Below are 12897 nucleotides of genomic sequence, written 5' to 3'. Positions count from 1 at the left end.
CCAGGTCAAGACACCAGAGGAGAAGGGGACATGCACAGCTTCGACGTCTTCACCCACTACGAACGGGTCCACTGGCAGCTCAAGGACATCGACTTCGGCAGCGTCGACAAGGACCTGGTCAAGCCGGAGCACGTGCTGATGGCCAAGAGCGGCGTGATGGGCGAGTCCAACGTGATCGCCGCGGTGCACGGGTTCCTCAACGAGTTCGTCGACGACTACGACTTCTCCACCTTCGCCGTGGTGTGGGGCTACCAGGAGGTGCAGCACCACTACGCCTTCAAGTCGTGGCTGGAGGCGATCGGCGAGGCCGTCGACGACGCGCCGGTGCAGGCGATGCGCGAGCCGTACGCGCCGGGCAGCACCCCCGCGGCGACGCTGGCCACCAACATCATCTCCGAGCTGACGGTCAACCACATCTACCGGCGGGTGGCCGCCGCGGTCGAGGAGCCGGTGCTGGCCGACATCCTGCTGCGCGCCAGCCGCGACGAGGCCGGGCACGCGCGCGAGTTCATCCACTACTGCCGCGGCCGGTTGGAGCGCAAGCCCGAGGAGATCCCGTCGGTGCTGGAGACGCTGTACGTCTACACCTCCGACCAGAAGATCAAGCACCCGGTGAGCATGTTCAAGAGCAACCTGGTCGAGCTCGAGGACCACGAGACCATCGACACCGGGTTCGACCTGTTCCTCGAGGGCGTCGCCGACCAGGGTGAGCTCGACGAGCTGCAGGGCAAGATCCGGCAGGTCTTCGGGCAGCTGGTCGACAAGGACCTCAGCACCAACGGCAAGGTGCGCCGGGCGCTGGCCGAGGCGCTCGGGTGAGCGACGGGACACCGGTCGAGGTGCCGTGGCGGGTGCTGCCGGACTACAGCTGCTTCGGCTGCTCCCCCAGCAACGAGCACGGGCTGCGGCTGAACTTCACCCACGCCGGCGACGGCATCGAGTGCGTGCTGCGGGTCGACCGGACCTTCGAGTCCTACCCGGGTGTGGTGCACGGCGGGATCGCCACCACGGTGTGCGACGAGATCATGGGCAACCTGCTGGTGCTCAAGATCGGCACGTCGGTGTTCACCACCACGCTGCGCACCCGCTACCTGTCCCCGCTCGCGGTCGGCGTCAGCTACCGCTGCGCGGCGAGCGCCGAGGACCTCACCGCGGCCCCGTACCGGGCGTACGCGGAGATCACCGACCCCGACGGCGCGGTGTGCGTGACCGCCGTCGGCACCTACCAGCCCGCGACCGCCGAGCAGGTGCGCGACCGGATGGACCTGACCGAAGGCGAAGCGGAACTGATCGAGAACGCCCTGGCCGGACTGCGGCCGGGCGGCTGACCCGAGGAGACAGCGCGAAATGTCCGAAGACGTGATCACCGTGATCACCACCGTCACCGAGATCGTGGCCGGGGAGTTCGGCCTGCCGGTCGCCGCGGTCGACGCCGACGTCGACCTGAGCTCGCTGGAGGGCGCGGACTCGGTGAAGGTGCTGCGCGCGGTCGCCAAGATCGAGCGGACCTACGACATCGAGCTCGAGGACGACCAGGTGTTCGGCCTCAAGACGGTGCGCGACGCGGCGACGCTGGTCGTGGCCACCCTCGCCGAGAAGGAGCCCAGCGGTGGCGGTCGCTGACACCAACGTCCACTACGACCTCGACCCGGAGATCTTCGGGCTGTACCTGGACCCGATGCGCAAGTACTCCTCGGGCCTCTACACCTCCCCCGAGGACACCCTGGAGCAGGCGCAGCGCACCAAGCTGCGGTTCGTCGCCGACCGGGTCAAGCTGGCGCCGGGCAAGCGGCTGCTCGACATCGGCTGCGGGTGGGGGTCGCTGATCCTGTTCATGGCCCAGGAGTACGGCGCGCGCGTGGTCGGGGTGAGCCCGGCGCCCAACCAGCACGGCTACATCCACGACCTGGTGGCCGAGCGCGGCCTGGGCGAGCTGGTGACGACCAGGGTCGGGCAGATCCAGGAGCTCGACATCGAGCCGCGCTCGTTCGACGCGGTCACCATGCTCGGGTCGATCGTGCACATGCCCGACCTCGGCGAGGCGTTCGGCCGGGCGCACGCGGCGCTGCGCACCAAGGGCATGCTCTACGTCTCGGAGAGCTGCTTCCGCAACGCCGCCAAGCACGCGGAGTTCAGCGAGCAGGAGTCCACGGCGTTCGTCCGCGACGCGATCTTCGGCTGGGGCGACATGCGGCCGCTGTCGGAGTTGGTGCGCGGCGCCGAGGACGCCGGGTTCAGCGTGGTGGCGGTGGACGACCTGACCGAGCACTACCACCGGACCATCGAGGACTGGCTGGTGAACGTGGCCGCCTCGGCCGAGCGGCTCGACGAGATCGAGGCGGGCCTGGCCGACAAGCTCACCAAGTACCTGCGCACGGCGAACGCGGGCTGGGGCTTCACCACCAAGCACTACGCGCTGACCTGCGCGAAACGCCGCTGATCGGGGAGGGAACGGTTGTGCACAGGCAAGTCGGCGGGCCACTGCTGCCCGCGGCGGAGGTGGACGCGGCGGTCGGCACGTTCCTGCGCGCGGGCCGCACCCGCTGGGACGAGTTCGACTTCGACTGGCCCCTGGCCGACGCGTCCCGCCTCACCGACGGCCAACGCTCGGCGGTCGAGTTCATCACCATCATCGAGGACCACCTGCCCGGGTACTTCGCGCTGTACGACGAACACTTCCCGCTGAACGAGAGCGTGGAGCGGGAAGTGTTCGTGCACAACAGGGAGCTGTACCACTTCTCGATCCGGTGGGCGCAGGAGGAGGACACGCACGCGCGGACACTCTTCCGCTACCAAGTGGAATCCGGCCTGGCTTCGGCATCCGGCTTGCGGGACTCCCTGGCAGTGGAGGGCCAGAAGAAGTTCGCCGTCGACTACGCCGACGCGGTGCAGTTCTTCACCTACCCACTGGTGCAGGAGAAGGCGACACAGCTGTACTACCAGAACCTGCGCCAAGTCATCGACGAACCGGTCCTGGGCCAAATCCTCAACCGGCTCAGCCGCGACGAGGCCCGCCACTTCACCTTCTTCGCCGACATGCTGCAGCGCTACCTGGTGCGGTACGGGGACGCGGTGGTGGAACCGGTCCGGGCGGTGATCGCCGACTTCCGCATGCCCCTGGCCGACACCATCCGCGGCTACTGGCGCTGGGCCCTGAAGATCGCCGACACCGCCCGCTACGACCACACCGACGCCTACGACTACCTGATCAAGGTACTCAACCGGGCGGTGGACGCGAAGTCGGACAAGGTCACCGAACTGATCGACTTCATAGCGGCCTGTCGAACCATCAACGCGTGAATCGGTGAGGGGCGGCCAGATGGCCGCCCCTCACTTCACTTCAGTCACTCATTCCATTATGGACTCGTCGGCACCACCGATTCCGAGTTGGTGGTCGGACTCGGGCTCGGGCTCGGACTCGACGAAGGTGTCTCGCTCGACGGGGGTGTCGTCGACGATGGTGGGGTCGACGAGGACTCGGTGGGCGAGGGCGTTGTAGTCGTGACCGAGGTGGCCGTGGACGACGACGAGGTGGGCAGGGTTGTGGTGGTGGAGGGCGGCTGGTCGGCGTCGAGGACGGCCTGGATCTCGCGTTTGACGGCGTCGAACTCGGCTTGGATCTCGGCGATGGACATGTCCTGGACCCGCGTGGCCAGGTCCGTCATGCGGGACCAGATCTCGGTGATCTCCGCCTTCGCCGCCTCGCTCGGTTCGTTGGCGACGGTGAGCACCAGCTGCGCGGCGAGGGCGAAGGTCACGCAGTCCACACAGGACTTGTTGACCGCGACGGCCACGTTCTCCGGGACCACCACGTTCGCCTGGCCGACGATGATCACGATCTGGAGGGCGATCGCGACGGTGGCGCAGTCGCGGCAGCTGGCCAATGCCCATGCCTCGTTGCGGTTGTCCACCGTGTCCTCCGTGGCCCACACCAGCGCGAAGGCGACCTCGTAGAGCACCGACCCGTCGGTCGTGTTGATGGCGACGGCCTGGTTGTCGCCAGGGCCGGGGGCGTCGGGGCGCTGGAAGGGGAACACCCAACTAGGCGCGGTCGGATTGTTGACCGGGCGCAGGACCACAGCCGGGACCGGCTTGTCCTTTGTGGGCAGAGCGGCACCCTCGGGCATCCGCGCCTGCCGCTTACCCGCCGCCGGGACGACCGACGAACGCTCGGGAAGGGCCTGAGGAGCGCGAGCGGCCTGCGGCATCACGTCCTGCACCGTGCCGCGCTCGCCAGGCTGGATCGGCCGGTAGCGGTCACCCTCCGGCCACCACGCCCACGCCAACCCGACGACGACCGCGATGAGCGCAACGAGTGCGACAGCGCGGCGACCCGGCTTCGCCGATGACCAGCCGACGACCTTCTTGCCCGTCCGGCGCACCATCCGCGCCAGCAGGTAGAAGATGCCCAGCATCGGCACGGCGATCGCAACGATCGACAGCACCCGCACCGCGGAGAGGGCCAGGTTGCCGTCGTCGAACGCCGCACCCAGGCCCGCCCACTGCTGCTGGACCCCGTTGACCGCGGTGCCGATGATGCGCGGCAGGGTCAGGACCATCAGCAGCAGGCTGAGCAGCAGCACCGGGACGACGACCACGACCCACAGCGTCACGACCGCGCGCGCCCACGGCTTGAGCACGGTCGTCTCCGGGGAGCGCCACCGGTTCGGCAGCAGCCCGAGCAGTGTCGGCTTGATCCGCTGGAACAGGTCGGGCACGCCGGTGAGGTCGGCGAGCACGTGGTAGCCGTCGAAGCGGACCAGCGGGGTGAGCTGGCGGACCATCTGCAGCAGCTGCGTGGCGATGACCAGCAGCAACGCGTCCCACCCGGACAGCGCCCAGCCGCCGAACATCGCGACGGCGACGATGGCGTTGAAGTAGAGCCCGCCGAGGTCGGTGCGCAGCCGCCCGGCCCGGCCGAGGCGGTAGCTGTCGGTGACGTCGGTGTAGAAGGCGGGCCACATCAGGTACATGCCGAAGCCCATGGCGCCGGGTGTGGCGCCGCCGTAGCGGGCCGCGGCGGCGTGGCCGAACTCGTGGAACCCGGCGGAGATGATCGTCACCGCGAACACCAGCAGCAGCAACGACGGCCGCTGGAACGCCTCGTACGCCGCGCCCGCCAGGCCCTTCTCGAACAGCACCCAGAACGACACACCGAGGAACGCGAGCACGACGGCGACCACGACCAGCGGGTGGAACAGCCAGGTGAACGGGCTGGTCACCCGCCGCGTGGTGTCCTCGCTGGAGATCACGCAGCGCATCCGCAGGCCCAGCAACGGGTTCGCCTTGCGCGGCTTCGGGTCGGTGCCGTCTGGCAGCCGCAGCACGCCGAGCGGGAGCAGCTTGTCCAGCAGCACCCGCACGTCCTGCCCGCTGATCCGCCTGCCGACGGCAGCGCCCGCGCGCTCGGCGATCCCGTCGTGGTCGCTGTGGCCGTCGACGGCCTCCAGCACCCGGTACAGCAGCGGGGTCAGTTGCAGCACCTGGCCGTCCGCGCGGCGGACCAGGGCGGGCGGGCGGCGGTAGCCGGACCCGCTCATCTCCCCGATCAACAGCACGCCGTCGGCCCGTGTCGGCACCGCGGGGCGGGACGCGTCGGCGTCCCGCCCCGGTGCGGTGCCCGGGCCCGAGATGACGCTCATCCGGGCCCCCTTCTTACTGGTCGACGTCGCTGGTCTGGTCGGCGGTGGCGGTGGCGTTGCCGGTGATGTCCTGGTTGATGATCGCCTGCTGCTGGGCGACCGCGGTGGCCTCCGAGCCGGTCGAGCCGATGTTGGCCGACACCGCGGCGTCGATCGGGGCGGCGACGTTGGCCTGGGCGGCGATCGCGCCGTTGATCGGGGCGGTCAGGTCCAGGTCGGCGTTGACGTTCACGTCCAGGTTGAGCAGGCCGCCGTTGAGCGCGCCGCTGATGTCGTCGGGGATGTCCACGGCGTGCACGCCACCGGGCTGGGCGGCGGGCGGGGTGGTCGGGACCGGCTCGGACTGGTCGATGGCGCTGTCCTGGGTCGAGTGCGCGGTCGAGTCGCCGGTGATGCCCTGGGTGATGGCCACCCCCTGGTCCGACAGCGCCTGCGCGGTGGAGTCGGTGGACAGCACGTTCGCGCCGACGGCCGCGTCGATCGGGGCGGCGACGTTGGCGTTGGCCGCGACCGCGAGGTCGATCGGGGCGGCCAGGTCCAGGGCCAGGTCGAGGTCGACGTTGAGGTCGAGCAGGGAGTAGACCTCCTTGGCGGGCAGCGCGGCGCCGGTCTCGGCGGCGAGGTCGTCGGCCGACAGCGGGGGCAGGTGTGCCTGGTTGCTTCGCTCCATGTCGGGATCGGTACCCCTGCTCCGCGCGGTCGAAACGAAGAACGCTATCGGTGAGACGTTGTCGGTGGAATGTTTCTCGACGGGCGAGACATCCATTCACCGGCGCCGCGCCGCTGATCACAGAGCCGTGTCCACAAGCGCCCGAAACTTACCGGCCGGTATCGCGCGCGCTATTCCGAGGTGCCCGACAATACAGGTGAACATCATTCACGATCTATTGTGGACGCCCATTCCCGGCGGCCGCGAGACCACTGAGGACTCCACTGAGGATCGCTCAGTTCACCGGCCCCGACCACCCGATTGTCTCAGTCAGGTCACACGACCGGGAGCGTTGCCATCCCACACAGTGGTCCGGTGCCGTCCCCCGTTCGGCCGTGGTGTACGGGATTGGGCCGATCGGGTGGTCACCCTCATGGGGGTATCCCGCGCTGTCGGTATCGCCTTTATCCTGCGGCGCGCACACCACGAAGAAGTGAGGAACGTGAGTCGACCAGTCCAGTGGCGGGGGCGGACCCGCTCGGACCACCACAGCAGGCCCAGGGGCGACGAATGGGCCCGGTGCCCTCGGTGACCGCACCGCAATACGGAAAGGCGAAACCGGCGCTGCTGCTGGCCGACGAGTTCTTCCTCTGCGGGCTCGACGACATGACCGGCGAGCAGCGGCTGGAACCGCAGGCGCTCGCCGTCGGCCTCGCCGCCGCGGTGCTCGGCGAACTGATGCTGTCCCGCCACATGATCATCGAGGACGGTCTGCTGCGGGTCGCCGACGTGCCTGCCGCCGACGAGCTGCAGGAGCGGGTGCGCGCGTGGGCGCGCAAGGACCACAGCGTCGAGGCGGCCAAGGACTGGATCATGGTCCTGGTCGCGCGCGACATCGCCGAGCTGGTCAAGCACCGGATGCTCGCCTCCGGCAAGGTCGTGCGCACCACCCGCAGGCGGCTGCTGCGCAAGCCGCTGGAGCTCTACGTCCCGCCGTCGCTGAGCACCGCGGCCGCGGCGGGCGTGCGCATCGCGGGCAACCTGAGCGTCCCCCGCCCGCTGTCCACAGCGGACCTGCTGCTGGCCGGGCTGCTGCGCGCCACCGGCCGCGACCGCGAGATCCTGAGCCACTGCGAACCCGGCGTGCACGAGGAACTGGAACGCCAGATCCGGACGAACCTGTGGCCGAGCGCGGTCGCGCTCATCGACAACGCCACCGAAGTACTCGTGACAGCAGCGGTCACCCCGCTGTTCTAACCACGACCGGCGACCGACCGCACCACCGGACCGGCTGCCCACTCCGTCCCCAGAACCGTCTCTACCAGGTCCACAAAGGAGTGACCGTGTCCACAACCGCAGCCCAGACCCTCGCCGGGCAACGCGTGTCGACCGCAGGGGTGGTGTTCTTCACCGCGTCGGCGGCCACGCCGCTGACGGTCTGCGCGGCGATCGTGACGACCGGGCTGGCCGCCACCGGCACGCTCGGCCTGCCGCTGGCCTTCGTGATCATCGCCGCGGTGCTCGCGGTGTTCAGCGTCGGCTACGTCGCCATGGCCCGCCAGGTGCCCAACGCGGGCGCCTTCTACACCTACGTCAGCCTCGGCCTGGGCAGGCCCGCCGGGGTCAGCGCGTCGTGGATCGCGCTGCTGTCCTACAACGTCCTGCAGATCGGCCTCTACGGGGCGATCGGCCCGTCCCTGGCGCCGCTGCTGAACAAGTGGTTCGGCCTCGACCTGCCGTGGTGGGTGATCGCCATCGTCGCCTGGGTGGTCGTCGCGGTGCTCGGCGTGCGCCGGATCCGCAACTCCGCCCGGGTGCTGCTGGTGCTGCTGGCCGCCGAAGTCGCGCTGGTGCTGCTCTACACCATCGCCAACCTGGCCAACCCCGCCGAGGGCGGCCCGACGCTGTCCGGCCTGGCGCTGGGCGACCTGCTCGGCTCCGGCCTCGGCCCGCTGCTGGGCCTTGCCGTGCTCGGCTTCGTCGGCTTCGAGCAGAGCGCGGTGTTCTCCGAGCAGGCCAGCCCCGGCGCGGTCCGCCGCGCGACGATCATCTGCATCGGCGGCCTCTGCGCGCTCTACACGCTCTCCTCCTGGTCGACCATCCAGGCCGCGGGTCCCGACAACGTCGTCGCCGCCGCGCAGGCCTCCCCCGCCGGGGTGCTGTTCTCCCTCGCCGAGCAGAACCTGGGCGCGTGGGCCGCCGAGGCCGGGCAGATCCTGCTGGTCACCAGCGTGCTCGCCGCGCTGATCAGCTTCCACGCCACCTGCGCGCGCTACACCTTCGCGCTGGGCCGCGACCAGGTCCTGCCCGCCGCGCTCGGCCGCACCACCCCGCGCACCGGCCAGCCCGGCGCCGCCTCGCTCACCCAGAGCGCGCTGGCCCTGCTCGTGATCATCGCCTACGCCATCGGCGGCTGGGACCCGCTGACCGAGATGTTCTACATCGCGGGCACCGCGGGCGCCCTCGGCGTGCTGATGCTGCTGGCGGCCACCGCGTTCGCCACGGTGCGCTTCCTGCGCGACAACGACGAGGACACCTCGACGGTGCACAAGGTGGCGCCCCCGATCGCGGCCATCGCGGTGACCGCCATCCTGGTGCTGGTGGTCGCCAACTACGCGCTGCTGCTCGGCGTCCCGGAGACCTCACCGCTGCGCTGGGGCATCCCGATCGCCTTCGCCGTGGTCGCCCTGGGCGGGGTCGGCTACGGGCTGCTGCTGCGGCGCACCCGACCGCAGGTCTACGACGCCATCGGCCGGGGCGCCGGTCGCGTCCCGGTGGGCGCCCGATGACCACGATCACCCGGGCGAGCACGGCCGACATCGCGCACTGCGCGGCCGTGGTCGCCCGGGCGTTCGAACCGCTGCCGCAGACCGCGTGGCTGGTCGACACCCCGGCGGACCGGCTGGCCGCCCTGACCGCGGACTTCGAGATCCTGGTCGAGCACGCCGCGACCCACGGCCACATCGACACCATCGACGACGACGCGGTCGCCGTCTGGTTCCACCGCGAACACGGCAAACCGCCCGCCCCCGCGGACTACGCCGCCCGCGTCCTGGCCGCTACCGGCCGGTACGCGGACCGGTTCCACGCACTGGACGCGGCGTTCGACGCGCACCACCCGGCCGAACCGCACCACCACCTGGCGCTGCTGGCTGTGTTGCCGCACCGGCAGGGGCACGGTCTCGGCGCGACCTTGCTGCGACACCACCACGCCGCGCTGGACGAGCGGGGCTTGGCGGCGTTCCTGGAGGCGAGCACGCTCGACAGCGCGCGGCTGTACGAGCGGGAGGGCTATAAGCCGCTCGGGGAGCCGTACGCATTGCCGGAGGACGGCCCCACAATGTGGCCGCTCTGGCGGCAACCGAGATGATCTATCCGCAGGGGCGGTCCCACCAGGATCGCCCCTGCGGCGTTTCAGGCCCTAAAAGTCCATCCCGTACCGGGGATAGTCAACGCGCGTCCATCGCCGGGCAAGAAACTGAATCGCTTTTCCGCCGCAGCGGTTCCAGCGCTATTTCAGACTGCGACAGGGCAGAGCGCACCCCCGCCGGACCACGAGCGCGATCAATCAGCACTCGACGTGGCACCGCATGAGTGATCAGCCGGGCGCCGCTCGGATCGTGGGCGCGACCACGGGCCACCTGGCGGTCGATGTGGTCCGCCGGGTGTGCGTCGTGAGCCGGGCGGGTCAGGCGGAACCTAGGGCGACCTCGGCGGCGGGGGCGATGCCCGCGGTGCGGCCGGGGGCGGAGTGGAAGCTCCAGTAGAGGTTCGTGTGGGCGATGACCTTGTCCGGGGACGGGGCGCCGTACTCGGTGAAGTCCTCGGTCGTGTGGGCATCGGACACCAGGGTCGTGTCGTAGCCCCTGGCCACGGCGCCGTGCAGGGTCGAGCGGACGCAGGCGTCGGTCTGCGCGCCCGCCACGACCAGGGAGCCGACCCGCAGGTCGGCCAGAACGGACTCCAAGTCGGTCTCCTCGAAGGAGTCGCCGTACTCCTTCTGCACCCGGGGCTCGGACTCCAGCGGCGCCAACTCCGGGACGATCTCCCAACCGTGGCTGCCGTTGGGGTGGTCGCCGCCGTTGTCCTGCACCCAGACGACCGGGACACCCGCAGTCCTGGCCCGGTCGAGCAGCACGTTGATCTTCCCGATGACGGCCTCGCGCTCGTGCGCGTTGGCCACCACCGCGTTCTGCACGTCGATGATCACCACAGCCGTCCCCGGCCGGTCACTCAGCGTGGTCACAACCCTCTCCTCACCTGCACACCTGTTCGTCGCCGGCAGCATAAGCACACCCACCGACAATCCGCGCGCGAGTAGCGGCGGCTACACGGGGGTCCCGCAGGACGGGTGCGTGGCGAACCCGTGGCGGACGATCAGCTCGCGGTGGCGGCAGACGAGGCCGGGTCCAGGAAATCGACTCGCGCGGTTGTACTGATCCACATAGGACTGGACGTCGAACCGGCCGATCGCGCGCGACCCGGTCGCCGTTCTCGCCGGGGACCTCTCGCACGCGCGGTCCGGCACAGCGCCGATGGCGGCTAGGAGGGGTTCACCCGCAGTTCCTTGACGTAGATTGCCCGCAATTGCGTCAGCCTCAACCGGCGGCTGTCCGCGCGAACCGCGTAGGTCACGCCGATCGGCTCGGGGCAGGTCTCAGCGGGGGAACGGGAAACGCCCAGTAGGCGCCCGCGGTGGCAGGTTGGTCCGTTCAGCGGGCGGACAACGAAGTCCACCGGGGCAATGGCGGGAAACCGTCTGTACGACCGGGTTCGACGAAGTAGCCTGGCGGGATGACGCGGTCACAGGGTCGACGGTGACGAGCATGCCTCAGGTTTTCGTGACGTACACGCACGATTCCCAGGACCACAAGGACGATGTGCGGTTCTTCGCCCGGCTGCTGCTGGAGGCGGGCATCGACGTCACGCTGGACCAGTGGGCCGAGGGCGTGCGCCAGGACTGGTCGACGTGGGCCACCCAGGCGATCATGACCGCCGACTACGTCCTCGTGATGGCGTCGCCGCAGTACGCCGCCGCGGGTGATGGCATGGGTCCGGCGGGCATCAACCCCGGCGTGCGCTCGGAAGCCGCTATTTTGCGGGATCTCCTGCACAGCCAACGCGACACGTGGACCACGAAGCTGCTCCCCGTCATCCTCCCCGGCCGTCGGGTCAGCGAACTCCCCCACTTCGTGCTGCCGCACACCGTCGACCACTACGTGATCACCGACCTCAGCAGCCCCGGCGTCCTGGACCTGGTCCGCGTCATCACCAACCAGCCACGCCGGGTCAAACCGCCGCTGGGCTCGATCCCCCACCTGCCGCCAGAACCCGAACCCGACCTCACCAACGGCCACCGCCGGGGCACCGCCCTCGAGGAATATGCCGCCGCGGTGTCCCCGGTCTGCCTGGCGATCCGGGCCCGCATCTCCGCGGCGGAACAGGAAACCGGGGAGGTCACCATGGAGACCGCCGCCGGCCGCGACACCGTGGCCAGCCTCCTGCAACGGTTCCACGACGTGATGGCCGAGGGCTGGTGGGAACTGAGCGACGTCCCCCTGCCCACCGGCGAGGACGACCGCCGCCGGGTCCGCGCCTGGCAGGAGTCCTACCTCCGCCTCAAGGACTCCCTCGGCAACTCAGCCCAACAACTGGACTCCATCAACAACCGCCCCGGCCTGATGTCCTACTTCCTGCGGCCCTTCATGGGCTTGTTCGCGGGCAGCAAGTCGCTGGAATCGAGCCAGGAGTTCCGGCACCAGTGCGACCTGCTGAGCATCGCCAACCCGGTCAAGGCATGACCTCTGAGTCCACAGTAGATGATTAGGTCGAGTTTGCGCACCTAGATCACAGGCTCTTGCCGACACTCCACTACCTCGTGCTACCGTATAGTGGTAGTCGGTGTCACCGAGTACTGGAGCTGGGATGGACGACCTGACGGAGATGTTGAAGGGCACGCTCGAGGGCTGCGTGCTGGAGATCATCGGCAGCGAGGAGACCTACGGGTACGCCATCACACGGCGCCTGAACGAACTCGGCTTCGTCGACGTCATCGAGGGGACGGTCTACACCATCCTGCTCCGACTGGAGAAGAACGGCCTCGTCCAGGTGACGAAACGTCCGTCCGGGCAGGGTCCGCCGCGCAAGTTCTATGCGCTCAACAGCGCTGGACGCAAGGAGCTCGCGACGTTCTGGGCGAAGTGGGAGTACCTCTCATCTCGAATCGACAAGCTCAAGGAGGGCGGGAGATGAACTTCTGGGAGACCGTCACAGGCAACGACATCACCAGGGCATGGAACTCGTTCGAAGCCCGAGCCGAGGCATTGCCCGCTGACCATCAAGCGGCATGGGAGGAGATCAAAGGCCATCTTTCTTCCTACTCGGACTTCACCGGCCGAAACCTGACACCGATCCTCGACGCCGCCCTGGGGTTGCTCGAAGAGGCAGCGTCCGAGGGGCAGGGTGTCCACGAGGTCCTGGGTGACGACATCAAGGGCTTCTGCACCGCGCTGGCAGGCGGAGAACGGAGCCGAGACTATCGCGACCGGTGGCGCGAGCAGTTGAACAGGAACGTAGCGAGGAAACTAGCCCAACTGGGAGGCTGAC

At 69.4% G+C, this 12897-nt stretch carries 14 protein-coding genes; 11 read left to right on the top strand and 3 right to left on the bottom strand.

Annotated elements, in window-relative coordinates; all coding sequences use genetic code 11:
• Nucleotides 1-30 precede the first annotated feature (30 nt).
• The 5 genes from LV75_RS26065 to LV75_RS26045 are packed head-to-tail and all read left to right on the top strand — an operon-like array spanning nt 31 to nt 3300.
• Nucleotides 31-819 carry a ferritin-like domain-containing protein gene (locus LV75_RS26065; RefSeq protein WP_253889653.1) on the top strand — a complete coding sequence of 263 codons (789 nt, stop codon included), beginning with the start codon at nt 31-33 and terminating at the stop codon, nt 817-819.
• Nucleotides 816-1328: a PaaI family thioesterase gene (locus LV75_RS26060; RefSeq protein ID WP_253889652.1), complete on the top strand. Its 513-nt coding sequence runs from the start codon at nt 816-818 to the stop codon at nt 1326-1328. The genes LV75_RS26065 and LV75_RS26060 overlap by 4 nt, the downstream gene beginning before the upstream one ends.
• 19 nt (nt 1329-1347) lie before the next feature.
• Entirely contained in the window at nt 1348-1623 is a 276-nt protein-coding gene (locus LV75_RS26055) for an acyl carrier protein (protein ID WP_253889651.1), read from the top strand.
• Nucleotides 1610-2440 carry an SAM-dependent methyltransferase gene (locus LV75_RS26050; protein WP_253889650.1) on the top strand — a complete coding sequence of 277 codons (831 nt, stop codon included), beginning with the start codon at nt 1610-1612 and terminating at the stop codon, nt 2438-2440. Before LV75_RS26055 ends, LV75_RS26050 begins: the two co-directional genes overlap by 14 nt.
• 17 nt (nt 2441-2457) lie before the next feature.
• Entirely contained in the window at nt 2458-3300 is an 843-nt protein-coding gene (locus LV75_RS26045; RefSeq protein WP_253889649.1) for an acyl-ACP desaturase, read from the top strand.
• A 56-nt stretch (nt 3301-3356) separates the two neighbouring features.
• Here LV75_RS26045 and LV75_RS26040 read toward each other — a convergent pair whose 3' ends face one another.
• Entirely contained in the window at nt 3357-5642 is a 2286-nt protein-coding gene (locus LV75_RS26040) for a zinc metalloprotease (RefSeq protein WP_253889648.1), read from the bottom strand.
• A gap of 13 nt (nt 5643-5655) precedes the next feature.
• On the bottom strand, nt 5656-6312 hold the full coding sequence (locus tag LV75_RS26035) for a peptidoglycan-binding protein (protein ID WP_253889647.1): 657 nt from the start codon (nt 6310-6312) through the stop codon (nt 5656-5658).
• 567 nt (nt 6313-6879) lie between these two features.
• On the opposite strand from LV75_RS26035, the gene LV75_RS26030 reads away from it, so the two are divergent.
• From LV75_RS26030 to LV75_RS26020, 3 genes are all read left to right on the top strand, one after another.
• Nucleotides 6880-7548: a GPP34 family phosphoprotein gene (locus tag LV75_RS26030; RefSeq protein ID WP_253889646.1), complete on the top strand. Its 669-nt coding sequence runs from the start codon at nt 6880-6882 to the stop codon at nt 7546-7548.
• Nucleotides 7549-7634: 86 nt separating this feature from the next.
• Nucleotides 7635-9080: an APC family permease gene (locus tag LV75_RS26025; RefSeq protein WP_253889645.1), complete on the top strand. Its 1446-nt coding sequence runs from the start codon at nt 7635-7637 to the stop codon at nt 9078-9080.
• Nucleotides 9077-9661, top strand: coding sequence for a GNAT family N-acetyltransferase (locus LV75_RS26020; protein WP_253889644.1), 585 nt, complete (start codon nt 9077-9079; stop codon nt 9659-9661). The genes LV75_RS26025 and LV75_RS26020 overlap by 4 nt, the downstream gene beginning before the upstream one ends.
• A gap of 318 nt (nt 9662-9979) precedes the next feature.
• On the opposite strand, the gene LV75_RS26015 is transcribed toward LV75_RS26020, so the two are convergent.
• A complete protein-coding gene (locus tag LV75_RS26015; protein ID WP_253889643.1) occupies nt 9980-10537 on the bottom strand; it encodes an isochorismatase family protein in 558 nt (185 codons plus the stop codon).
• Nucleotides 10538-11117: 580 nt separating this feature from the next.
• On the opposite strand from LV75_RS26015, the gene LV75_RS26010 reads away from it, so the two are divergent.
• The 3 genes from LV75_RS26010 (at nt 11118) to LV75_RS26000 (ending at nt 12896) form a co-directional block, all read left to right on the top strand.
• Nucleotides 11118-12092 carry a toll/interleukin-1 receptor domain-containing protein gene (locus LV75_RS26010; RefSeq protein WP_253889642.1) on the top strand — a complete coding sequence of 325 codons (975 nt, stop codon included), beginning with the start codon at nt 11118-11120 and terminating at the stop codon, nt 12090-12092.
• 124 nt (nt 12093-12216) lie between these two features.
• Nucleotides 12217-12543 carry a PadR family transcriptional regulator gene (locus LV75_RS26005; RefSeq protein ID WP_253889684.1) on the top strand — a complete coding sequence of 109 codons (327 nt, stop codon included), beginning with the start codon at nt 12217-12219 and terminating at the stop codon, nt 12541-12543.
• Entirely contained in the window at nt 12540-12896 is a 357-nt protein-coding gene (locus LV75_RS26000; RefSeq protein WP_253889641.1) for a DUF1048 domain-containing protein, read from the top strand. The genes LV75_RS26005 and LV75_RS26000 overlap by 4 nt, the downstream gene beginning before the upstream one ends.
• Nucleotide 12897: the final 1 nt, after the last annotated feature.

Source organism: Actinokineospora diospyrosa, from assembly GCF_024171925.1.
In the GTDB taxonomy this organism is placed as follows: Bacteria; Actinomycetota; Actinomycetes; order Mycobacteriales; family Pseudonocardiaceae; genus Actinokineospora; species Actinokineospora diospyrosa.
This window is presented reverse-complemented; position numbering and strand designations above follow the sequence as displayed.

Coding starts and splice junctions, on each gene's coding strand:
- LV75_RS26065 (WP_253889653.1), top strand. CDS start 31: ATGCACAGCTTCGACGTCTTCACCCACTACGAACGGGTCCACTGGCAG.
- LV75_RS26055 (WP_253889651.1), top strand. CDS start 1,348: ATGTCCGAAGACGTGATCACCGTGATCACCACCGTCACCGAGATCGTG.
- LV75_RS26040 (WP_253889648.1), bottom strand. CDS start 5,642: ATGAGCGTCATCTCGGGCCCGGGCACCGCACCGGGGCGGGACGCCGAC.
- LV75_RS26035 (WP_253889647.1), bottom strand. CDS start 6,312: ATGGAGCGAAGCAACCAGGCACACCTGCCCCCGCTGTCGGCCGACGAC.
- LV75_RS26020 (WP_253889644.1), top strand. CDS start 9,077: ATGACCACGATCACCCGGGCGAGCACGGCCGACATCGCGCACTGCGCG.
- LV75_RS26010 (WP_253889642.1), top strand. CDS start 11,118: ATGCCTCAGGTTTTCGTGACGTACACGCACGATTCCCAGGACCACAAG.
- LV75_RS26005 (WP_253889684.1), top strand. CDS start 12,217: ATGGACGACCTGACGGAGATGTTGAAGGGCACGCTCGAGGGCTGCGTG.
- LV75_RS26000 (WP_253889641.1), top strand. CDS start 12,540: ATGAACTTCTGGGAGACCGTCACAGGCAACGACATCACCAGGGCATGG.